This is a genomic window from Halomonas huangheensis (assembly GCF_001431725.1).
Taxonomy (GTDB): Bacteria; Pseudomonadota; Gammaproteobacteria; order Pseudomonadales; family Halomonadaceae; genus Halomonas; species Halomonas huangheensis.
In genome coordinates this window covers 3,140,718-3,163,549 of record NZ_CP013106.1, presented here as the reverse complement: position 1 = coordinate 3,163,549, position 22,832 = coordinate 3,140,718, and the positions used below count along the sequence as shown (strand labels likewise).

Below are 22,832 nucleotides of genomic sequence, written 5' to 3'. Positions count from 1 at the left end.
TGCTGGATCACCTGGCGTGATGCTTTTGTTTCAATTTAATCGAATGATTGGTGCTAAATACTGCGCTTGTTGATCGAATTTATCATTTTATGCTGATGGCAGACCTACGATGACTCAGGAGAGAGCAATGGGGCTGCTGGTAAAAGGTGTCTGGCACGACGAATGGTACGATACCGAGTCGAGTGGCGGTGAGTTTCTGCGCGAATCAGCCCGTCTTCGAGACTGGGTAACGGCAGATGGTAGCGTAGGACCTGATGGGCAGACTGCCTTGCCTGCGGAGGCTGGGCGCTATCATCTCTATGTATCGCTGGCCTGCCCCTGGGCGCATCGCACCTTGATCATGCGGCGCCTAAAGGGGCTCGATGACATCCTTGGGATCTCGCATGTCAGTCCCCTGATGGGCAAGGATGGCTGGACCTACCGTCGAGACGAGGGCTCCAGTGGTGACGCCATCAATGGTGTCGATTTCCACCATCAGCTCTACACCATGACCGATGCGTCCTACAGCGGGCGGGTGACGGTGCCAGTGTTATGGGATCGCCAGCAACAGCGCATCGTCAACAATGAATCCGCTGAACTGGTACGAATCTTCAACACCGCCTTCAACGAAATGACCGGCAATCGTCTCGATCTTTATCCATTGCCGTTGCGTGAGCAGATCGATGCGGTCAACGCTGATGTTTATGACCATATCAACAATGGCGTATACAAGGCGGGTTTCGCCACGCGTCAGGATGTCTATGAGAAGCATGTGACCGCCCTGTTCGACGCGCTTGAGCGTATCGAGCAGCGCCTGTCACAGCACCGTTATCTAGCCGGGGCATGGCTGACCGAAGCCGATATCCGCTTGTTCACTACTCTGGTGCGGTTTGACGCGGTTTACCATGGCCACTTCAAGTGCAATCTACGGCGTATCGAGGACTTTCCTCAGCTATCCAACTATCTGCGTGAGCTCTACCAATGGCCTGGCATCGCAGAGACCGTGAACATGGACCATATCCAGCGCCACTATTATATGAGCCACGCGACCATCAATCCCAACCGCATCGTACCGCTTGGCCCGCATCTTGACCTGCAGCGCCAGCATGACCGCGAGCGATTGGAGGGCAAGGGAATCTGGAAGGTCGAGCTGTAAGAAGGAAGAAGGAAGAAGGAAGAAGGAAGAAGGAAGAAGGAAGAAGGAAGAGCTGGTGTGCCCCTGAAAAAGTAGACACCTCGGTTTAGGCCGCCAACTCGTAGTCCCTGGGGGTTAATCCGCCCAGGGTCTCGTGAGCGCGGACTCCATCGTAGTACTCTTCAATGTAGTATTTCACCGCCTTCTTCATTTCCTCACGCGTCACCAGCCCCAGATGATGCAGCCACTCCCGCTTCATCAGAGAAAAGAAACTCTCTGCACAGGCGTTGTCCCAACAGTTCCCTCGCCGAGACATGCTGATCGTAAAGCCGGCCCCATTCAGTGTTTTCAGCACGTCCTCACTGCGATACTGAGCTCCCTGATCTGAGTGGAACAGGCTGTCTCCCTCAGTGATCGACCGCCAGCTCAGCGCCTCCACTACAGCTTCTTTCACCAGGGTGGCATCCACCTGAGGGCTGCAGGCATGACCGACCACGCGACGCGAGTACAGGTCCATGACCGTAGCAATGTAGAGCCAGCCTTCCTGACACCGAACCTGAGTGATGTCCGATACCCAGACACGGTCAGGCTCGTCGACACAGAAGCCTCTGTTGAGCAGATTGGGGCGTACCGGGATACCGGGCTTTGGTTTGCGCCAACCAGGGCGAGGAGCTGTCACAGAGCGATATCCCATGCGCTGAAGCAGTCGTTGGACTCGGTTCTGGCTGCAGATGAAGCCTGACTGCACTGCGGAATACCAGAGCTTGCGGTAGCCGGGAATCCCATGCTGCTGCTCAGCTTCCTGATGCAGAAACATCGACAGTGCTTGATTGGCCTGGCAGCGCTTCGATGGCGTCCTGGACGCCCAGCGATAGAAGCCGGATCGAGACACTCCGAGTACTTTGCACATCATGGCGACCGGATATTGATCACCATGAAAACGCTGGATGAAGCGGAACCTTACTTCATGCCCTTGGCAAAGTACTCTTCGGCCTTTTTTAGGATCTCTACCTCCAGCTCCTTGCGTGCCAACTGCTTGCGGAGCTGGCGGTTCTCGCGTTCGAGGTCAGCCAGGCTCTTCGAGGCTCCCCGGTTGGGCAGTGGCTTCTGATCCTTCTCATGAGTCGACACGTGCTCTCTCCTCCACCGTTCAAGGACACTGGTAGGTACGTCGAACCTGGCAGCAATGACCGCTTGGGAATCCGCCGATTCCAGAGAGCACTGAACCACATGCTGCTTGAATTCAGGCGTATACCGACGACGTGTACGTAGAAGCATGACACCTCTCCTCATCCTGTAAAGGGAGGTGTCTACAAAATCGGGGGCATAGCAGAGCTGCTATTCCGGTGCGTAGCCACAGGTCTGCTGCCTGGTTCTGGTGTCTTCTGTCTTATATCTTCTTTCTTTCACCTTATATCTTTTTTCTCCCATGCCGCGCCAACCAGCGATCAAGCGCATTGGCGAATTCGCGGCGGTCGGCGTCGGAGTAGCCTTTTGGTCCTCCGGTGTGTTCGCCACTGGCGCGCATGGTTTCCATGAAGTCGCGCATCTGCACGCGGGCACGTATGTTGTTGGCGGTCAGGGCCTCGCCACGGTTGGTCATTACCATCGCACCCTTGTCGATGGCTTCCAGCGCCAGCGGCAGGTCGGCGGTGATCAATAGATCGCCTGTTTCGATGCGAAGTACGATTTCGTTGTCGGCGGCGTCGAAGCCATGACTGACCGCGAGTCCCTTGACCCACTTCGAAGGTGGCAACGGAATTTGATGGTTGGCAACGAACCAGGTCTGTATCGCAGTGCGTTCGGCAGCCCGTACAATAATGTCACGCGCCACTCGTGGGCAGGCGTCGGCGTCGACCCATAGGGTTGGCATGCAGATCTCCATGATAAGCGGGAGTGGTGGTAAGGAGCATGTTGTAAAGGAAGGTGTGAAAGGACTAGCCACAGACATTCGCCAATGGTAGCATGCGCGCTCCTCGCATGTGTTGACCCCCCATCATGACGCAGCGATCTCCTCCGGCGAACATTTCGCGGAGTGGAGCGATACGCTGTAACGCCTGGTGCGTTGAATTGTGAAGATGGAACGCCAATAACCTCCCACCCTTGATGTGGGACTGGCGCAGACGGTCGCCACAGTGGTTCCGGGACTATCGACCCTTGAACCTATTGCCAGGTGCGACCGGCGTCCCCGACTCCGATGTTGACTTGCTCTGCATGATGCAGGGCCCTGACGTATTGATTGCTCACTCTGTGGCCGCGTCAGGGACGCCATACATATAGATTGCCGGTGATCCCGGCCTACCAAGGTGTGATTAATGACCTCTACGACTGTCGCCTCACCGTCTTTCGGTGACTTGGCTCTGCTGCCTGCTGTTCTCTCCGCTATCGAGACTCTGGGCTACGAAACGCCATCGCCCATTCAGGCACAGACTATTCCAGCTCTGCTGGAAGGCCGCGACATGCTGGGCCAGGCTCAGACTGGTACCGGTAAGACAGCCGCTTTTGCTTTGCCCCTGCTGTCCCGTCTTGAACTCAGCCGTCGTGAGCCCCAGGTACTGGTGCTGGCTCCGACGCGTGAGTTGGCGCAGCAGGTTGCTGTTTCCTTCACTCGTTACGGCCAGAACCTGGCTGGTCTCGAAGTCGCTACGCTGTGCGGCGGTCAAGAGTACCGCGAACAGCTTAGCGCTCTGCGCCGTGGCGCCCAGGTGGTGGTTGGTACCCCAGGCCGTGTCATCGACCACCTCGACCGTGGCAGCCTCAAGCTGAACGGCCTCAGCGCTCTGGTGCTGGACGAGGCGGACGAGATGCTGCGTATGGGCTTTATCGACGACGTCAAGCGTGTCGTTGCTGATACCCCGGATGACACTCAGCGCGTGTTCTTCTCTGCGACGCTGCCGACCGAAATCGAGCGTATCGTCAACAAGTACCTGCTCGACCCGGTCAAGGTGGCCATCGAAGCACGTACCACTACCGCCGAGGGCATCGAACAGCGCCTGGTGCGTGTCGATGGTGGCGCCAAGCTGGAAGCGTTGGCACGTATCATTGAAGTTGAGCCGGTTGATGCGGCTATCGTCTTCGTACGTACCCGCGCCGCCTGTACCACTCTGATGGAACAGCTTTCCGCGCGTGGTGTAAACGTTGCCAGTCTGTCGGGTGACCTCGACCAGAGCCTGCGCGAGCGTACCATTACTCGTCTCAAGCGCGGCAAGATCGATGTGTTGATCGCGACCGATGTTGCTGCACGTGGTCTGGACGTACCGCGTATCACTCACGTCATCAACTATGATCTGCCCCAGGATGCTGAAGCCTATACTCACCGTATCGGCCGTACCGGCCGTGCCGGTCGTAGCGGTATTGCTATCACCTTTGCCGGTTTCCGTGAAGGCCGTAAGATAGGCTGGGTAGAGCAGGCGACAGGTCAGAAGATGGCGGTCATGGAACTGCCTGATGAGGCTGCGATCCGTGCTCACCGTGACGAGGTCTTCCATCAGCGTGTCGTGGCATCCCTGACCCGTGGCGCAGAAGAGCAGCGTGCGCTGATCGAGCGTCTGGTCGAGGAAGGTCATGATCCGCTGGAGCTGGCTTGTGCCTTCTCCGCCATGGCGCGTGCCGATGAAGCGCCGATTGGTCGTCTACAGGCGCCGCGTCGTGAGCGTAATGACCGTAATGAGCGCGGTGGTAACCGCGAGCGTGATGGACGTGCACCGCGTCGCGATCGTGGCCCCAGCGAAGGTATGACTCGCTATCGCGTGTCTGTGGGTCACAAGGACGGCGTCAAGCCTGGTCAACTGGTCGGTGCTCTGGCCAATGAAGGTGGCATCGAAGGTTCGCGTATCGGTCGTATCGATATCCGTAATGCCTTCTCGGTGGTCGAACTGCCCAACAGCCTACCGAGCAGCATCCTGACCAAGATGGCTCGTGCTCGTGTTGCTGGCCGTGCACTCGAGATCAGCGAGGACCGTGGCGGTTCTGATCGTGGTGGCGCTGATCGTGCGCCACGTCGCCGTCGCGACGACGACGGTGCCGCTCCGGTGCGTCGTCAGTCACGCGCCTGACAGGCTGATCCAGGGAGGAGATATTCCACCCTGACACAATAACGAGGCCGGTGAGGGGAACCCCACCGGCCTCGTTGTTTCTGGCGGCCCACAACGTGGGCCAGCCCCGACGTCCTGTCACCTCATGTTGCCTTCCTGACCTCTGCGCGCATCTGCACAGCATAACCCTGCATTGAGTGAAACTCTTTCCCGGTGGCCCGCGTAGCTGGGATACGCCCATCGTATGGCATCTGCGTCCTGATGGAGCGACTTGCATGTCTGTTCATTTGAGGGAGGTTGGTTTCCATGAAGTTTATCTGTATTGCTTCGATATTGTTGGCAGGCTTTGCCAGCACTGCGGCTGCCCATGAGGGACACGATCATGGTGACCACTATGATCCGCGTGATGGGGTCATCAAGTTGTATGGTGCAGGTGGACCGCATAGCGCCATCCAGAAGGTAGCCGACGTGTGGCAGCAACAAACGGGAACTCGCGTCGAGCTGACCTATGGCCCGGAAACCACATGGACGCAAGCGGCGCGTCAGGATGCGGATATCATCTGGGGCACTGCCGAGCAGTCGATGACGGCATTCCTGCAGACCTACACCATGTTCAACTCTGATCAGGTTGAGCCGATCTATATCCGTCCGGCGGTTATCGCTGTGCAGAAGGGGAATCCGCGGGGCATCGAGGGCTTTGATGACCTGTTGGCTGACGATATCAGCATCGTCGTTACCGAAGGTGCGGGGGTATCGAATACATCCGGCACCGGCGTGTGGGAGGATATTGCCGGCCGCCTGGGGAATCTTGAGGACGTCATTGAGTTTCGGCGCAATATCGTTGCCTTCCGTCATGGGTCGGGAGCCAGCTTCAAGGCCTTCCAGGAGCTGGATGCGGATGCCTGGATCACCTGGCCTGATTGGCCGGCCCGTAACCCGGATAGCCTGGAAGCGGTAGCTCTTGAGGCCGAACGTGCCATCTGGCGTGACCTGAATGTGGTGGTGTCACCCGAGGCAGACCCTGAAGCCCGTGCCTTCCTTGACTTTCTGATCTCCGAAGAGGCGCAGCCGTTGATGGCAAGCGAAGGTTGGGTCCGATAGTCGAGCGGTGATCGCCGTCCTGGCAGCCCCACACGGAGGTGGGGCAAAGCCCGGGCGTTTTGGCATATCGCGCTCAATCGGCTGACAGATGACGATTCAACTGGCCGATCTGGTAAAGGTCATGCATATACAGATCGAAGCGGGAAACCAGCCAGGTCACAGCTATCAGCAGATAGATCAGTACCATCAGGATCCACGCCTGATTGGTCCAGGCCAGTGTCGGCACCTGGATCTGATAGCCGAGGGTATAGATGCTCAAGCCACCGAGGAACAATACCAGCAGGCAGTTGGCACTGATCAGCATCAGCAGGAAGCCGCGAATATCCACTTGTGGTGGACGCGTAATCCAGCCGGGCAGGGCTTCTATGCGGATGCTGCCGTTGAGACGGATGCGGTGTCTGCGGCGCACCAATGGCTCGGGGCGAAGGGCGGGTGGATTGCCGCAGAAGGCAGCTTCAGCAATGCGTCGGTCGAGGCTGTCACCGAACACCTGACGCAACGCCTTCAGGAAGGCCTCGTCCTCGCCGGTGCGTGAGTATTCTCTGGCGCTGGCAAGCAGCTCGCGTAAGGGAGCGCTGGCACTCTCGTCGCGTTGCTCGTCGTCGCCGAAGTTCTGGTAGTCGTAAATGGCGTAGAACTGATACAGAGCCAGCGTGACGCCAACGAAGATCAGTAGGTAGACAACCAGACTGGTCATGGTAAGGCTCCCGAGAATGAAGGTATTGGCACTATGCCGTCAGACGCTACAGGGAAACAGGGGCAGTTATGCGGAAAAACAGCATATCAGTTGTGGCCTTGTCGATGCTCCACGCCATACGGCGCAGTGCGTTATGCTGGCCGGCTCTGAGGAGGGCGGTGCAACTCAATGAAACGCTATGAACAGTTTGCGGAGGAGATCGCTGCGCTGATTCGTCAGGGAGTGCTGGCGGCAGGGGAACGCATTCCCTCGGTGCGTCAGGCCTGTCGCCATTATGGGATCAGCCAGTCGACCGTGTTTCAGGCTTACTACCTGCTGGAGAATCGTGGCTTGATCAAGGCTCGAGCCCGCTCCGGTTATTTCGTGCTGGAGCATGCCCAGTGTTCACTGAAGGAGCCCGATACAGACCCGCTGCCTGGCGACGCCGTAGCGACCGAGGTGGCGGTCAGTGAACTGGTGTTCTCGGTGCTGGAGTCTTTGCAGGATACCAGCACGGTGCCTTTCGGTTCGGCATTTCCCAGCGCTGAGCTGTTCCCGCTGTCACGCCTTGCCACCAGTATGACTAGGGCATTGCGCGAGATGACGCCTGAATCGGTAGGTGCTGATATGACGTCTGGTCACCCCGACCTGCGTCGCCAGATTGCGCTGCGTTATCGACTTGGTGGCATGCAGCTTGCCACCGAAGAGCTGGTGATCACCAATGGTGCCATGGAGGCGTTGAGTCTCGCTCTTCAGTGCGTCACGGATCCGGGAGACCTCGTAGCCATCGAGGCACCGACCTTCTATGCCAGCCTCCAACTGCTGGAGCGTCTCAAACTTCGCGCGGTGGAGATTCCACAGCATCCGAGTGGCGGTATTGATCTTGATGTTTTCGAAGAACGTCTGGCGAGCCTGCCGATCAAGGCATGCTGGTTGATGAGCCATCTGCAGAATCCACTCGGTGTCAGCCTCAGCGATGTGCGCAAACAGCGGCTCTATAACTTGTTGAAGCGGCACCAAGTGCCATTACTCGAGGATGATGTCTACGCCGAGCTGTACTTTGGCAGTGTGCCGCCACGACCGGTAAAGGCCTTCGATGATGATGGCCTGGTGATGCACTGCAGTTCCTTCTCGAAATGTCTGGCGCCGGGCTATCGCGTCGGTTGGGTCTCGGGAGGGCGCTTCGCTCCCACGATCGAACGCCTCAAGCTGATGACCAGTATCTCTCCCTCATTACCTGGCCAGGCGGCGATAGCCGATTATCTGCAACATGGTGGCTTCGACCGCCACCTGCGCAAGCTGCGTCAACAACTGGAGCGACAGCAGGCACGGATGCTGACCGCGGCAGAGCGTTACTTTCCTGTCGAGACCCGTGTGAAACGGCCCGATGGTGGTTACTTCCTGTGGTTCGAGTTTCCGCCGCAGGTGGATTCATTGCGCCTGTTCCAGCAAGCGCTGGAGACCGGGGTGAGCCTGGCCCCGGGACCGATATTCTCGGCCTCGGGGGACTTTCGGCATTGCGCGCGCCTCAACTATGGTCATCTGTGGAACGCGCGCAGTGAAGAGGCGATGAAGACGCTGGGGGTCTTGCTGACAGAGCTGATGTCTGCGAACAGAGCCGAAGCGCGAGGCTGATTGGTGCTAGCATCAGGCGGCGTTGGACTGCCTTGCCACCAGTTCGGCAAAACGCGCCAGTAGCGAGCTGGCATCGGGGGTTGAACAGATTCCCTTGTACAGAGCCTCTGGATCGACACCCTGTTGTTCGAGGGCATCTCGCTGGTGAGCGGTGTAGCGTTGCATCACCTCGGCATTGAACTCGGGGTGGAACTGCACGCTCCACTGGTGTGGACCGTAGCGTAGCGCCTGGTGTGGATCGTGCGCATTGCGGGCCAGTATCTCGGCACTCGCTGGCGCGCTGAGCACCGTCTGCGAATGGGTCAGATGGGCCGGGAAGGTGCGGGGCAGGCCACTGAACAGTGGGTCGCTACCAGCACAGTCCTCCAGTTGAATCGCAAAGCTGCCACACTCCCTGCCGGCGGGGTGATATCCCGCTTCACCGCCCAATGCATCGGCCATCAGTTGATGGCCATAACACACACCCAGCAGCGGCAGATCGACTGCCAGTGCCTGTTGTAGCCAGGGTTTGAGTGCTTCGCTCCATGCTTCTCGGTCGGTGACCATGGCATGGGAACCGGTGATCACTGCACCACTCAGCGTGGTGGGGTCGGGCAGCGACGCGTGGCGTGCATCGATGACTTCGATGCTCAGTGAACCAGGCGCCGAGAGGCCGTTGATGAACAGCTGCTCGAAATTACCCAGCTGTTCGATGACATCGGCAAAACTGTCACCGGTCTTGATGATGATCAGTGGAGCCATGAATCACGCCTTCCTCAGTCGTTCGCCCAGCGCCTGCATGAACTGGCTGCCGGCCTCGAGTTGGTCACTGTCGATATATTCGTCCGGCTGGTGTGCCTGACTGATACTGCCGGGACCACAGATTACTGTCGGCAATCCCGCCAACTGGAATTGACCCGCTTCGGTGGCATAGGCCACGGCGCCCGCAGCCTCGGAGTGGCCGAGTAGGGCATGGCACAGCTCGAGGGCATCGCGGTTGTCGCGGTCCGCCAATGCCGGCACGGTGGTGTTGAGGGCCTCGGTGGTAATGGAGGCTTCCGGTGCTCGGGTGCGCATATCGGCTTGCAGGCGTTCGGCACTGCTTTCAACACGGGCCAGCAGTTCCTTGGCATCATCGGTGGGCAGGTGGCGAATTTCCCATTCGAAGGTACAGCGTCGCGCCATGATATTGATGGCGGTACCGCCTTCGATGCGTCCGACGTGGAGGCTCGAGTGAATCACGCTGAAGGCTTCATCGACTCGTCCTTCTTCCTTGAGCTCGGCCATCACATCTTCGATGCGGGTCACCAGACGTGCCGCGACATGGATCGCCGAAACGCCCTGGTAGACCTGGCTGGAGTGTGACTCACGGCCGATCACCGTGGTGCGGAAGTTGGTTGCACCCTTGTGGGCGACGATGGGCTGCATCAAGGTCGGCTCACCGACAACAACCGCGGCGGGGCGGGGGTGTGAGGCCATCAGTCGCTCGATCATGCGCGGTGCGCCGACGCAGCCGACTTCCTCGTCATAGGACAGTGCCAGCCAGATCGGCGTCTCGAGCTCGGCTTGCTGCCAACGCGGCACTGCTGCCAGCGCGCAGGCGATGAAGCCCTTCATGTCGCAGGTACCGCGGCCATAGAGCCGACCGATGTTGTCGCCGCTGCCGGAGGTCAGGGTAAAGGGATCGGAGGTCCAGGGCTGGCCATCCACCGGCACCACATCGGTATGTCCGGAGAGCACCACGCCACCTTCGACATTCGGGCCAATACGCGCCAGCAGGTTGGCCTTGGCGCCATCGTCGCTCTCGATCCGCCAGTGTTCGACACCATGTTGGTCAAGATAGTCCTCGACGAAGGCAATCAGTTCGAGATTGGAGTCACGCGATACGGTGGCGAAGCCCACCAATGTCTTGAGCAGGTCTTGGGCGGTCATCTTATGGGCTCCCACGAAATGAAGGTCATGCAGATTATCATGGCTCAGGTTGCTACCTCGACACGGCTTTCGCCATTGCCCGCGGGTAACACGCGAATCTGGACGGGGATGCGTTCGTGCATTTCCTGGACATGGGAAATGACTCCGACCCGGCGGCCCTGGGCCTGAAGGCCATCGAGGGCTTCCATGGCCATGGCCAGCGATTGGGGGTCGAGGCTGCCAAAGCCTTCGTCGATGAACAGTGACTCGATAGCCAGTTCGCCGGAAGCCAATGAGGCAAGTCCCAGCGCCATTGCCAGTGATACCAGGAAGCTCTCGCCGCCGGACAGCGAGTGCACCGAGCGTCGTTCATCGGCAAGGTCGCGGTCGATGATCTGTAGTCCCAATGCACTGCCACCACGTATCAGTCGGTAGCGTCGGCTCAAGCCCGCCAGGTGGTGGTTGGCTTCCTCGATCAGCCGCTCGAGGTTCCAGGCCTGAGCGATACGCCGGAACGCCTTGCCATCCGAGGAGCCGATCAGGTCACTGATCCGTGCCCAGCGCTGATGTTGCGCACGAGCGGCATCGAGGCGCTCACGACCTTCAGCCATGCGTTGACGACGGCGGTCATCATCCTTTACCGCATGCCAGGCGGCATCGCGCCGCGATTGCGCAGCATCGAGTTCGGGTTTGAGTTGCGCCTGGCGCTCATCGAGCGTGGTCTGCAGTTGTTCGACCTGGTGCTGTTGCTCGCGACTCAGAAGCGCTTCGCTCGACGTTTCCGGAAAGCGAATGGCACGTGCCTTCAGCCACTGTTGGCGACGTTCATCCAGACTGACCTCGGCGGCCTGAAGGCGAGAGCGGGTGTCGGCAATGCGTTGCTGTAGCGCTCGGTGGGCGCTGTCGTCCACATCGAGCAGTCGAGCCAGATTGTCATCAGTCAACTCAGGGTGCTTTGCCCGCCACTGTTCAATACGTTGGCACAGTTCGCGTTGTTCCTTCTCCAGTGCGTCGAGACGCTGCTGATCGTGTTGCTGTTGCTGGACCAGACGCTGCTGCTGCTGGCGAGCCTCGCCAAGTGTTTGTCGGGCCAGGTCGCGTTGCTGGAGTGTCTGGTCGCGCTGTTGTTCGAGGTGCTGTTGCCAGTCATCGGCGCTGTGGTGGTCGCCCAGTTGCGCGGTCAGTTGCTGGCGAAGTTCATCCGTCCGTTGTGTCAGAGGCGAGAGTTGCTGCGTCAGACGCTGCAGCTCTTCATTGAGCCCTTGATCGCGGGTGGAGAAGCGCTCCAGCTCGCGCTCGTCCTCGCCAAGAACGTCAGCCAGTGGTGCCAACGCGCGTTGTGCACGGTCGAGTGCCTGACGACGCTCATCAGCCTGCTGGCGTTGCTGTTCGCTGAGCAGACGTTGGCGCTGAAGCCACCGGGAGCGCTCGCCTTCGGCCACCTCCTGAAGCTGGTGGTGGAGGTCGTGGGCCTGCAACTGCTGTTGAGCGTGCTCGCGCTGTTGCTCGATGTTCCGCAGGGTGGTGTGGTCTTCCTTGAGTTGTGCATCGAGGGCCTGATAGCGCCCCAGCAACTGGTCGCGTTCCTCCCGGGCGCTATCGACGGCCCGCTGCGCATCATCGAGCTGACGCTGCTCCTCGGCCTGGCTGGCCGCCAGTTGGGCAGCTTCCGGAGTTGCGGGAGGGGAGTCATGCCAGGGATGGTCGAGGCTGCCGCAGACCGGACAAGGCACCTCGGCACTGAGTGCGGCACGCAGTTCGATGATGCTCTCGCTGCGCGCAGCCTGCTGGCGGTGCACGAATTGCCTGACATGCTCCAGAGCCGTGTTGGCGTCGTCCAGGCGTAGACGTGCGGTCTTGCCAAGCTCCAGACACTGCTGATGTTCCTCGCTGGCGCGGGTCAGGCGCTGCTGGAGTTGTCGATGGCGTTCGCTGGCTTCGCTGAAACTCTGCCAATGCTGGGCCAGCTGGGTCAGCGACAGGACGTGTTGTGACGACTGTTCCCACTGCTGTTGAGTCTGTTGGCGAGCGGCGTCTACCGCTTGGCCGGGTTCCAGCCACGCGGCCAACTCCGCTTGACGAGCATCGCGCTGCTGCAGATGTTGCTGGTAGCGAGAGCGGCATTGCTGGTGCTGTTCGTTCAATTCGGCCAGTTGCCGCTGACGTTGGTCGCGCTCTTCCTTCAGTGTGGCAAGGCGATGCTGTTGTGCCGCCAGAGCCGTGGACAACTCTCGGGCGGCGGCGATGGCAGGGCGAGACTTATCCAGGCTCTGCTGGTGATGGCTCAACTGCTGCTGTGCCTGGTGTTCGTCGCTTTCCGCCTGTTGCAGGGCAGTAGCAGCCTGTTCGCTTTGCTTATGGACACATGCCAACTGATCACGCTGCTCGGGGACGCGACGCTGCAACTCATCATGTCGTCTCAGCAGGTCACGTTGTGGGGCGAGTAGCGTCAGCCAGGCATCATCGCGTCGGTTATCCTCCAGTGCATGCCAGTCGTTGTGTGCCTGGCTCTGCCGTTCACTGGCTTCGTCGACCCCCGCCTGCTGTTGCCGATCCTGTTCCAGCCAGCGTTGTTCGTCATCCAGTTGTTGGGCCTGACGATGGCTGGCGGCGAGTTGTTGCTCGGCCTGCTGCAACTCGTTGTCGAATTGTTGTCGTGTGGCTTCGTCAGCGGGGAGATCGTCGTCGAGCTGGCCTTCCAGGCGCTTGACCTCATCGCGTGCGGCACTGGCGCGCTTGTAGGCGGCGGCGGAAATCTGCGAGTACTCATGGGTATCGGTCAGCTTTTCCAGTAGCTCGGCACGCTCGTTGTCATCGGCCTTGAGAAAGGCGGCAAACTCGCTCTGAGCAAGCAGTACGGCACGCGTGAACTGGTCGAAGCTGAGTCCCAGGTACCTCGGCAGCAGCTCGGCGAACTCGCGTTTCTGGGCGGTCAGCAGGCGTTCTTCATCGAGGTTGCTCAACGATTGCTCGACGGCCTGCAGCTTGCCGTCGGCGCGGTTACGCGCCCGCCGCACTGCCCAGCGTGCCCGGTAGCGTTGTCCATCGCGACCAATGAAGTCGACCTCGGCATAGCCGCTGCTGGCTCCGCGTCTCAACAGAGTGCGAGGGTCGGCGGTCTGTAACTCGCTGCCGTCGATATCGGTGATCGGGGATTCACGCCCCGGCGCGTTGCGCAGTCTGGGCGTATTGCCGAACAGTGCCAGGCACAGAGCGTCGAGCAGGGTGCTCTTGCCTGAGCCAGTGGGGCCGGTGATGGCGAATAGCCCGGCATCGTTCAGCGGCTCGGCGCTGAAATCCAGTTCCACCGGGCCGGGCAGAGAGGCGAGCTGTGCCAGGCGCAGGGCGAGTATCTTCATGCGTCAGCTCCCTTGCGATCCTGTTCCAGCCCGTCCTCGTCTGCGTCCAACACGTCCTGACATAGACGATCAAAATCGCTCAGTACGTCCTGCTCAGCGGGTGCACCCCATTGTTCCTGCCAGACGCGTTCGAACAACTGACGAGGGCCGATATCCTCCAGCCGCTCTCCACTGCGTGGTTGCTGTTGTTGATCACCACCTGGCAATTCGCGGCGCAGGCGCAGCAGGCGTGCCGCTCGATCGGCCAAACCTTCGTCGATGCGCGAACGCAAGTCGGCCATTGGGGCGTCGAGACGAATGGTGATTTCCAGCCAGGCCCAGTATTCGGTGTCGCGGCTTTGCTCGCGAGAGGGAAGTTGAGCTATCTGTTCCAGAGCCTCGTTGAGATCGCAGGGGCCAATACGTTGCATGGTAACTGCTCGCGGCACAGGCAGGCTCTGTACTTCGCCAAGCCGCTCTCCATCCAACTCCAGTATCAGCACTTGATTCGGGTAACCGACTTCGCTGAAGTCGAGTGGCAGTGGGCTGCCGCTGTAGCGGATACGCTCTTCGCCGACGCGCTGGGCACGGTGCAGGTGGCCGAGGGCGACATAGCTGATATCCGCCGGAAAGACGCTGGCGGAAATCGACTCCTCACCACCGATGACAATCGGCCTTTCGCTTGCCTCGGAAACTGCCGCGCCGTGGAGGTGGGCATGACTCATGGCGATCAACGCCTGCCCCGGTTGACGCTGTTCGCGGGCGGCGTTGATCAGTTGCTGATGCACATGTTCGACGCTACTCACGTAGTTGAAGCTGTTGTCGGGGCGATCATCCTCACTCGGGATCGCTGACTGTTGGCCACCACGGCCGGTGATCTCTGCTGGGCGCAGGAACGGCAAGGCCATGCACCAGGCCTGTGTATCACCATTGGCATCGCTCAATGGCACCAGCAGGCGTTGGCTGTCGAGGCTGCCGTCATCGAGCCAGCTGACTCGTCCCAGCGCATGGGCATGCAGGCGCTGCATCAGCGGTGCGGGAAGCTCAATACGTGCACCACTGTCATGGTTGCCGGCGATCAGTACCATATGTAGATCAGGACAACGCTGATGAGTCTCGACAATGAAGTCGTACAGTAGTTGTTGAGCGCGCAGTGAAGGGTTGACCACATCGAAGATATCACCGGCGACCAGCAGCACATCAGCTTGCTGCTGCTCGAGTGTATCGAGCAACCAACGGAGAAAGGCGCGGTGTTCGGTGGTGCGCTCCTGACCGTGGAAGCTCTGGCCAAGGTGCCAGTCGGCGGTATGGATGAGTCGTAGCATGCGTTCCCCGGAGAAGGCTGGTCGCTGCGCGCTTGAGCGCGCTGTCGGCTGCACGTAGTCTACCTTGATGCGGACACAGGTTCAGTGTCCTGTCTCTCGGAAATATCGATTTCTCCTACTCTCTCGTGATGCTATGGACTGGATGTTCTGATGCCGATATTGCCTGACCACCAGATGCATGACTGGGATCTGACGCCGAGGCAGGCGGTGGCGCTGCAACGTGAGCTGGCTGCGCGAGTCGAGCGTAGTGATCGCATTGCTGATGTTCGGCATATTGCCGGTGTCGATATCGGTTTCGAACAGCATGGGGAGGTTACGCGAGCTGCTGTGGTGGTGCTGGAGTGGCCGTCGTTGGCTGTGGTCGAGGAGCTGGTGGTCCAGACACCAACTCGGATGCCCTACATTCCGGGACTACTGTCGTTTCGTGAAATCCCCGCGGCCTTGCAGGCCTTTGCGCAATTGCAGAGCGATGTCGATCTGATCATGGTCGATGGTCATGGTGTTGCACACCCACGTCGGCTGGGCGTCGCGGCGCATCTCGGGTTATGGCTGGACAGGCCCTCACTGGGTGTGGCCAAGAAACGCCTGACAGGCCAGCATGGTGAAGTGGAGAATCAGCGTGGCGCCTATACACCCTTGCGCGATGGCGATGAAGTCCTTGGCGTGGTGATGCGTTCGCGACAGAGTGTAAAACCGGTGTTCGTATCGCCGGGCCACCGTCTCTCGGTGGATACCGCGACACAGTGGGCGCTGGCCTGTCTCGGTCGTTACAAGCTCCCCGAGCCAACGCGGTTGGCGGATCGTTTGGCATCTCGGCGCTGAGCCTTTTACCCACCAACCCAGTGGTCTATGGATGGCGTATACTGGCCGCTTTCCCTCAACTGTAAGCCGCCATGCCTGCCGTCAATCCCGAGAATTGCCTGAATGCGACCCGTCAGTGGGTCGAGCGCTTCGTCGTTGCCCACAATGTTTGCCCCTTTGCCGGGCGTGAGGTGGAGCGGGACAGCATCGAATATCGAGTGTTGGACGGCAATGACCTCGAAGGCGCCTTGCTGGAGCTGATTGAAACCTGTCGCCATCTGGACGAGACGCCGACAGTGGAGACGGCACTGCTGGTGTTCAGTAGCGGACTGAATGATTTCGACGATTACCTTGATGTACTGGCGCTGGCCGAGGCGCTGCTGGTCGAGCAGGATTACGAAGGCGTCTATCAACTAGCCAGTTTCCATCCTGATTATGTGTTCGACGGCAGTGATGAGAATGACCCGGCCAACTTCACCAATCGTTCCCCCTGGCCGATCTGGCATGTGCTTCGTGAGGAAGGGCTCGAGCGTGCCCTGGCGCATTACTCCAACCCCGAACAGATCCCCGAGCGCAATATACAACGCATGCACGAACTGGGCAGTGAACAGCTCGTGCAGCAACTGGCCGCTTTACGCGAGCAGTCTTGAAGTAACCTCGTTCAAGCCTCTTCTCACGACATCAGGCTGCTGCATGATCCGCAATACAAGCATTGAAGGTCTGCTCCAGCTCGGTGCGATCGAAGCCGCCGTGTGTGCCAATGACCACCAGGCGCGTCATGGGCGGCTGTTCTCCCCAGGGCTCGCCGGGCTGGATGTCGTGGCGGCTGCCGACCAGATGCAGGATGGCGCTGCGATCGCCGAGTTCGGCCAGTTGGCAGAAGCCCTTGGCGCGATAGACGCTCAAGGGCAAGGTCGCCAGCGCGCGGCGTAGGGCCGATAGCGACAGCGGTTGGTCACATTGCCAGTACCAGGTATCGAACAATTCACCGTGATCGTGATGAGAGTGCTGGTGTTCGCCATGTTGGCAATGCTCATCGCAGTGATGCGCATGCCCGGATGTCTGATGTAGACGCTGATCATGGAGCAGAGGATCAAAATTACCGGTGCCGATCACCAGTGACAGTGGGATTTCACAATGGCGCGTTTCATGGAGACGGATGCCGGGCCAGGACCAGCGCTGCTTGAAGTCAGCGATCTGCTGCTGGGTGGCGATATCTATCTTGTTCAACAGTACGATATCGGCCACATCCAGCTGCTCCATGGCCAGTTGAGCCATCTCGCCTTCGAGACCGGCGAACTGCTCGGCATCGACCACGGTGATGGTGCTGTCGATGGCCAGTCGGCCAGCAAACTGCGGATAGCGCAGGGTGCTGACGATCCTGGTTGGATTGGAAACGCCGCTGGCCTCGATGATCAGATATTCGGGGCGACTGTCCGGTGAGCTGATCAAGCGCTGCAGCTGTTCGATCAGGTCGCTCTCGACAGTGCAGCAGATGCAGCCATTGGCAAGGCTGATCATCGAGTCTGTCTGGCTGACGATCAACTCGCTGTCGATATTGACGGCACCGAAGTCATTGACCATTACGGCCATGCGCATACCGGTATCGCTATTGAGAATCCGGTTGAGCAGCGTGGTTTTCCCCGAACCGAGGAAACCGGAGACGATGGTAACGGGAATCGGTCGTGTCATGATGATCTCGCAATATGTCATGGTGCGCGATGGGTGATACGCGGAGCCGAGCGCTGCATCGCAGTGCTCGGCAAGGCGAAGTCAGAAGTCGGGCAGCTCGCGGGTCCAGGTGGCCTCATGCTCGGTGCCATCGAATTCGCCATGGGCGTCCCATACCAGTTGACCTTCCATCAGCGTCATCTCGACGCGGGTATTGTGGATATTGCCCTTGGGCTCGACGTCGAACAGGTTGCGATCGAGGACAATCAGGTCGGCGTACTTGCCGACTTCGATCGATCCAGCACGATCCTCGATTTCCATTGCCTTCGCACCATTGATCGTCATCACACGCATGGCCTGCTCGAGGCTGATCGGCTCGCCGTAGAAACGGCCATCTTCTTCGCCCCAGGGGTTCTCGCGCGTCACCATGGCCTCGAAGCCGATCCACGGATCGAAGCTCGATACCGGCCAGTCGGTGCCCATTACCGCGGTGCCGCCGTTGTCCAGCACGCCCTTGAAGTTGTAGGCGCGCTGCATGCGATCCTCACCGAACACCGCACGGGCATAGCTGAAGGAGGATGGGTACCAGCCCACCGGTGAGAACTCGGCGATGACATTGAGATCGGCGAAGCGCGCCAGGTTTTCGTCGAGCAGGGTGGTGCAGTGAGCGCACTGGTGGCGGACGCCGTTGGGTCCGTTGCGTCGCCGTGCCTCAGCCACCGCATCAAGGAAAAGGTCGGAAGCGCCATCTCCGGTGCAGTGGGCGATGACACGGATACCCTTGCGGTCCATATCGGCGACCATATCGGTGATATGTTCCGGTGTCAGGTTGAGATGCCCACGCCAGCTGTCCTCGCCAGGCCAGGCGGTCGACAGGAACGACGAGCGCGACTCATGGGTGCCGTCGAAGTGGAACTTGACCGCGTTGGCGTTGAGGCGCGAGCTGCGATAGAAGTGACGTTCGCCAGCCAACAGCTCCCAGCGGCGTTTAACCGGGAAGATATCGTCCTGCCAACTGATCGCCGCTTCGACGCGCACAGTCAGCTTGCCGCGCTGATCGATGGCCTTGAGGGCATTGAGGCGGTGTTCGCAGACATGCACGAACTTGGTGCCGACCACGCCGCGGCCACTCTGGAAGTTGACCGCTTCGCCATAGGCGCGTTGCAGGGCATGGGCGGGTGTCGGCGGCATCGCCGCGTGGATCAATGCGTAGGCACCATCGACCAGAATACCGGTCGGTTCGCCAGTGATACTGTCGCGTTCGATGTAGCCATGGCGAGGGTCGGGGGTGTCGGCGTTGATACCGGCCAGCTCCAACGCCTTCGAATTGACCAGCATGCAACCCCAGGAGCGGTCGAGAATCGCCGCTGGGCGATCAGGCAGAAAGCTATCCAGCCACTCGCGGTCGGCAACGATACCAGCCTGCTTGAAGGTGTAACGCACGAAGTAGGCGCCATACACCCAGCCATCGGCGTCGGCGGGGGCGTTGGCCGCGTAGTCGAGCATGGCCTGCTTGACCTGCTGGGGAGTCGGGTCTTCGAGTCCCACATCCAGATAACCGGCATAGCCGGGTGCCAGTGCCAGGTCCGGATGGGTGTGCATGTCGTAGATGCCAGGCATGGCAAAGCGGCCACCGAGGTCGATGACTCTAGTGCGCTCGCCGATCAGAGTCTTGACCTCGTCGGCATTTCCGACAGCGATAAAGCGGTTGCTCTTGATGGCAACGGCCTCGACCCAGGGTTGTTGGTCGTTGACCGTATAGATGCGGCCATTGGTCAGTACCAGGTCGGCAGTGATGTTGCTGGTGGTAATGTTGTTACCAGTCCGGGAAATCGTCATTGCTTGAATCTCGACAAGGGAAACGAGAAGGAAGTCGGTCCTGAGTTGGGGGCATGATCATGCCCCCGGCCGGGTTCAGTGGCTGAGTATCAGATGGCCAAACAGGGACAGCAGCGGCAGCGAAATCAGTACTCGCAGCACATAGATCATCAGCAGGTCGCGCAGTTTCAGACCGATGTTGGCCCTGACCAGAACGATGGCGGCCTCGGTGAAGAAGATGATCTGGCTGACGGCGACCCCGGCAAGTACGAAGCGGGTGACTTCGCTCTCGATACCGGCGCCGAGAATGGACGGCATGATGCTGTCGACGATACCAGCCAGCAGGGCAGGCGCAGCCTGTTCGGCTTCAGGAAGTTGCAGCAGGTTGAGCACCGGAACCAGCGGCGTGGAGAGGATATCGAACAGCGGAGTATAGGCAATCAGCGCCAGGCCAGTGCAGCCGATGATCATCATGCCTGGATATACCGAGATGGCGATATCCAGACTGGTATGCACGCCACGCTTGAGCAACTCCAGTGGTGACGCAGCGTTATCAGCGCGTTCTACGGCACGCCGCACACCCAATGCGAAGAGGCCTTCTCCTTCGTAGCGGTCTTCCTTGAGCTGCTTGCCCTCGGCAGGAGCATAGTTATCTTTCTTGAAACGCAGTGGAGGCAGTTTGGGTACGATGATCGCGCAGATGATGCCGGTCAGCGCCACCGATGCATACCACGGCAGGAATACGTGCTGCATACCGATGATGCTCAGCAACAGATATGAATAGGCGATCGAGACGATGGAGAAGTTGGTGGCAATCACACAGGCTTCACGGCTGCTGTAGAAGCCATCACGGTATTGCTGCGTGGTCAGAATGATGCCAACCGCGGAAGCGGAAAGCCACGACGCCAGGCTATCGATGGCAGCACGCCCCGGTAGCCCGAACAGTTTTTCGAAGACGCGGCTGATCAGGCTACCGGCGAACTCCATCAGGCCGTAGTCGGTCAGCAGTGGCAGCAGGACGGCGGACAGGAAATAGATGGCCAGAACCACGGGGCCGACATCGTAGAGCATGACGCCGCCGGTATCTCGGCTCCAGATCCATTCCGGGCCAATCTCGAAGTAGACCATTACCATCAGCACCGCGCCGACCACACGAATGATGGTCCAGTTCAGCCCGGGGTTGAACAACTGCATGAAGCGGTTGGGATGCTGCTTCAGCGGGGTGGCGCTGACGATCACCGTGATGATGCTGGGCACCACGGCGACAAGGGCGGCCACTGGTACCATATACGGTTTGATGACGTTGTTGATGAAGTCGATGATCAGCGCAATCATCACCGTGAGCTTGCCATCGCTCATGATTGGCGTCAGGAACAACAGAATGCCGAGCAGCGTAGGAATGATGAATTTTGCCAGCTGTTTGGCAGTGTACTGACCGGCGACTCCTGTTCTCCCTCGGGAAGCAGATTTGGAGCGAGGTTGTTCAATCATGGAAACACCCTTTGTTTATTTGTTGTTGAGTTGAGCTACCCGGCTGAGCGCTGATGGAGTGTGGTGTTGGCAGCTCATGCTCAGCGCCTCGTGCAAGGAATCGAATCTTCTCGGGCGTCAGCAGCGGTAATCCGCATTCATGCGGTCCAGCTTGCGGCGCAGAGCACTCCAGACCAGCTCGACGCTTTGGTTGTGGTAGCGGGGGTTGTCGAACTGCTGAGCGGTGAATTCGCAGTCACTTGCGGAAGGGACAATCAGTTTTCTTCCGGTCTTCATCGCCTCGATCTGGATCTCGCAGGCCTTGTTCAGGTAGTACATGTAGAAGAAGGCTTCAGCGACACTGCGCCCCACGGTCAGCAGGCCGTGGTTGCGAAGGATCATGCACTTGTGATCACCGAGTGCTGCCACCAGTCGTTCGCGGACACCGAGGTCCAGTGGAATCCCTTCGTAGTTGTAGTAGGCCAGGCGGTTATGGAAGGCCATGCTGGTCTGATTGAGTGGCTGCAGACCTTCTTCGAGTGCAGCAACAGCCATGCCGGCCATGGTGTGGGTGTGCATGACGCAGACGGCGTCATGACGGGCAGCATGGATGGCGCTGTGAATGGTGAAGCCGGCGGGATTGACCTCGATATTCGTGTTATCGATCTTGTTGCCTTCGGTATCGATCTTCACCAGGTTCGACGCGGTGACTTCCTCGGGCATCAGACCATAGGCATTGATCAGGAATGTTGGGGTCTCACTGGGAAGGCGCACGGAAATATGGGTAAAGACCTGATCACTCCAGCCATAATGATCGAGTAGACGATAGGCTGCAGCCAGGTCAGTGCGCAGAGAGGGTTCGTCACCCGATATATGCATTGTAATCTCCTCTTGTGTAACGCTTTTTTGACAATTCACACAGAGTGGTGCCAAAGCGCCGGGCTTTGTTCGGAGCATAGGGCACTTGTTGGGCGGCGGATAACGAAATAGATTGAACAGGTTATTACAAAAAGGAATGAAGTCGATGTCGAAGCGATTGCCATCGATCATTGCGCTGAGTTGTTTCGAAGCGGCCGCCAGGCATTCGAGTGTGACCCAGGCGGCGGAAGAGTTGAGCCTGACCCAGGGAGCGGTCAGTCGTCAGATCCGTAACCTCGAGGACTCACTGGGTTGTCAGCTGTTCCGTCGAGTCAAACAACGTCTGGTACTGACGGACAGCGGCGCGCAATACGCCCGGGACATCGGGCCATTGCTCGAGCGTCTTGCCGCTGCCACCAGAGAAGTGCAAAGAGATCATGCTCGGCCGCTGCTGGTGGGCGCGGAACCCTCCTTTACCACACGCTGGTTGCTGCCACGCATGGAGTCATTTGCGAGCAGCTACCCTGATGTGGAAGTGGAGTTCGCCAATGACCTTCAGCAACTTTATGTCACCCAGGAAGGTTTCGATGTTGGCATCCTGTATGGCGAGGGCAATTGGCGCGATTTCGAGTCGACCTTGCTGATGCCCTGTGAACTGGTGGCAGTGTGCACACCTGCATTGCGCGAGCGCTGCGGGGTGGTCGATGACCATCGCGATCTGGTGCGCTATCCGCTGCTCTACCATACGCCCAGGGCATCTCTCTCCCACCTGTCGTCCACCTGGCTGTGGTTCAACGAGGTCGGCATGTCGGATAAGCAGATCGCTGCTCTGAGTGGTCAGCGTTTCGAGCACTTCCAGTTTGTTCTGGATGCGGCACTTCACGGCATCGGGGTCGCGATTCTGCCGCGTTATTTCGTGCTTCAGGAATTGACGCAGGGGCGTTTGGTCGAGGCCGCCAGTGAACCCCTGCTATGTGGGGCCTACTATGTTGCTGTCCGCCATTCACGGGTCGGCGATAGCCGCGTCCTGGCATGGATCGATTGGCTGATGAGCGTCGCCGAAAAATCGCTGCCGAGCCATGAAAGCCAGTAAAGCACCGC

Annotated in this window: 19 protein-coding genes; 7 read left to right on the top strand and 12 right to left on the bottom strand. The window is 59.3% G+C overall.

Translation table 11 applies throughout. The features are described from left to right. Nucleotides 1–127 precede the first annotated feature (127 nt). A complete protein-coding gene (locus tag AR456_RS13820; RefSeq protein ID WP_021818782.1) occupies nucleotides 128–1,135 on the top strand; it encodes a glutathione S-transferase family protein in 1,008 nt (335 codons plus the stop codon). Between the two features lie 85 nt (nucleotides 1,136–1,220). On the opposite strand, the gene AR456_RS13815 is transcribed toward AR456_RS13820, so the two are convergent. From AR456_RS13815 to AR456_RS13805, 3 genes are all read right to left on the bottom strand, one after another. Continuing rightward, the gene (locus AR456_RS13815; protein WP_236995560.1) at nucleotides 1,221–2,063 is read right to left on the bottom strand and encodes an IS3 family transposase; all 843 of its coding nucleotides are present in this window, start codon (nucleotides 2,061–2,063) and stop codon (nucleotides 1,221–1,223) included. Nucleotides 2,064–2,074: 11 nt separating this feature from the next. Continuing rightward, nucleotides 2,075–2,392: a transposase gene (locus AR456_RS21140; protein ID WP_021818783.1), complete on the bottom strand. Its 318-nt coding sequence runs from the start codon at nucleotides 2,390–2,392 to the stop codon at nucleotides 2,075–2,077. Nucleotides 2,393–2,525: 133 nt separating this feature from the next. Beyond that, entirely contained in the window at nucleotides 2,526–2,987 is a 462-nt protein-coding gene (locus AR456_RS13805) for a YaiI/YqxD family protein (RefSeq protein ID WP_021818784.1), read from the bottom strand. 442 nt (nucleotides 2,988–3,429) lie between these two features. Between AR456_RS13805 and AR456_RS13800 the strand changes: the two genes are divergently transcribed. Both AR456_RS13800 and AR456_RS13795 read left to right on the top strand, forming a co-directional pair. Next, nucleotides 3,430–5,169: a DEAD/DEAH box helicase gene (locus AR456_RS13800; protein ID WP_021818785.1), complete on the top strand. Its 1,740-nt coding sequence runs from the start codon at nucleotides 3,430–3,432 to the stop codon at nucleotides 5,167–5,169. Between the two features lie 285 nt (nucleotides 5,170–5,454). After that, a complete protein-coding gene (locus tag AR456_RS13795; RefSeq protein ID WP_021818786.1) occupies nucleotides 5,455–6,249 on the top strand; it encodes an extracellular solute-binding protein in 795 nt (264 codons plus the stop codon). 73 nt (nucleotides 6,250–6,322) lie between these two features. Here the strand turns inward: AR456_RS13795 and AR456_RS13790 are convergent, their stop codons facing one another. Beyond that, nucleotides 6,323–6,946 carry a hypothetical protein gene (locus tag AR456_RS13790; RefSeq protein ID WP_021818787.1) on the bottom strand — a complete coding sequence of 208 codons (624 nt, stop codon included), beginning with the start codon at nucleotides 6,944–6,946 and terminating at the stop codon, nucleotides 6,323–6,325. A gap of 168 nt (nucleotides 6,947–7,114) precedes the next feature. Between AR456_RS13790 and AR456_RS13785 the strand changes: the two genes are divergently transcribed. Continuing rightward, on the top strand, nucleotides 7,115–8,560 hold the full coding sequence (locus AR456_RS13785; RefSeq protein WP_021818788.1) for an aminotransferase-like domain-containing protein: 1,446 nt from the start codon (nucleotides 7,115–7,117) through the stop codon (nucleotides 8,558–8,560). Nucleotides 8,561–8,572: 12 nt separating this feature from the next. Here AR456_RS13785 and AR456_RS13780 read toward each other — a convergent pair whose 3' ends face one another. From AR456_RS13780 to AR456_RS13765, 4 genes are read right to left on the bottom strand one after another with little or no spacing between them, the layout of a single operon-like run. Then, nucleotides 8,573–9,301: a glutamine amidotransferase gene (locus AR456_RS13780; protein ID WP_021818789.1), complete on the bottom strand. Its 729-nt coding sequence runs from the start codon at nucleotides 9,299–9,301 to the stop codon at nucleotides 8,573–8,575. Between the two features lie 3 nt (nucleotides 9,302–9,304). Beyond that, the gene (argE, locus tag AR456_RS13775; protein ID WP_021818790.1) at nucleotides 9,305–10,471 is read right to left on the bottom strand and encodes an acetylornithine deacetylase; all 1,167 of its coding nucleotides are present in this window, start codon (nucleotides 10,469–10,471) and stop codon (nucleotides 9,305–9,307) included. A 44-nt stretch (nucleotides 10,472–10,515) separates the two neighbouring features. Beyond that, nucleotides 10,516–13,809 carry an AAA family ATPase gene (locus tag AR456_RS13770; RefSeq protein WP_021818791.1) on the bottom strand — a complete coding sequence of 1,098 codons (3,294 nt, stop codon included), beginning with the start codon at nucleotides 13,807–13,809 and terminating at the stop codon, nucleotides 10,516–10,518. After that, nucleotides 13,806–15,113 carry an exonuclease SbcCD subunit D C-terminal domain-containing protein gene (locus AR456_RS13765; RefSeq protein ID WP_021818792.1) on the bottom strand — a complete coding sequence of 436 codons (1,308 nt, stop codon included), beginning with the start codon at nucleotides 15,111–15,113 and terminating at the stop codon, nucleotides 13,806–13,808. The genes AR456_RS13770 and AR456_RS13765 overlap by 4 nt, the downstream gene beginning before the upstream one ends. A gap of 150 nt (nucleotides 15,114–15,263) precedes the next feature. Between AR456_RS13765 and nfi the strand changes: the two genes are divergently transcribed. Then, on the top strand, nucleotides 15,264–15,935 hold the full coding sequence (gene nfi, locus AR456_RS13760) for a deoxyribonuclease V (protein ID WP_021818793.1): 672 nt from the start codon (nucleotides 15,264–15,266) through the stop codon (nucleotides 15,933–15,935). Between the two features lie 71 nt (nucleotides 15,936–16,006). Next, a complete protein-coding gene (locus tag AR456_RS13755; RefSeq protein WP_021818794.1) occupies nucleotides 16,007–16,564 on the top strand; it encodes a DUF1415 domain-containing protein in 558 nt (185 codons plus the stop codon). Between the two features lie 31 nt (nucleotides 16,565–16,595). On the opposite strand, the gene AR456_RS13750 is transcribed toward AR456_RS13755, so the two are convergent. The 4 genes from AR456_RS13750 to AR456_RS13735 all read right to left on the bottom strand — a co-directional run bounded on the left by AR456_RS13750 (nucleotide 16,596) and on the right by AR456_RS13735 (nucleotide 21,830). Then, a complete protein-coding gene (locus AR456_RS13750; RefSeq protein WP_035588391.1) occupies nucleotides 16,596–17,606 on the bottom strand; it encodes a CobW family GTP-binding protein in 1,011 nt (336 codons plus the stop codon). An 81-nt stretch (nucleotides 17,607–17,687) separates the two neighbouring features. Further along, on the bottom strand, nucleotides 17,688–19,424 hold the full coding sequence (locus AR456_RS13745) for an amidohydrolase (protein WP_021818796.1): 1,737 nt from the start codon (nucleotides 19,422–19,424) through the stop codon (nucleotides 17,688–17,690). Nucleotides 19,425–19,499: 75 nt separating this feature from the next. Next, on the bottom strand, nucleotides 19,500–20,894 hold the full coding sequence (locus AR456_RS13740) for a YjiH family protein (protein WP_021818797.1): 1,395 nt from the start codon (nucleotides 20,892–20,894) through the stop codon (nucleotides 19,500–19,502). Nucleotides 20,895–21,011: 117 nt separating this feature from the next. Next, entirely contained in the window at nucleotides 21,012–21,830 is an 819-nt protein-coding gene (locus tag AR456_RS13735) for a class II aldolase/adducin family protein (protein ID WP_081694649.1), read from the bottom strand. A gap of 67 nt (nucleotides 21,831–21,897) precedes the next feature. Here AR456_RS13735 and AR456_RS13730 point away from each other — a divergent pair, with 67 nt between their 5' ends. Then, complete coding sequence (locus AR456_RS13730) at nucleotides 21,898–22,824, top strand: LysR substrate-binding domain-containing protein (protein ID WP_021818799.1); 927 nt, start codon at nucleotides 21,898–21,900, stop codon at nucleotides 22,822–22,824. Nucleotides 22,825–22,832 lie beyond the last annotated feature (8 nt).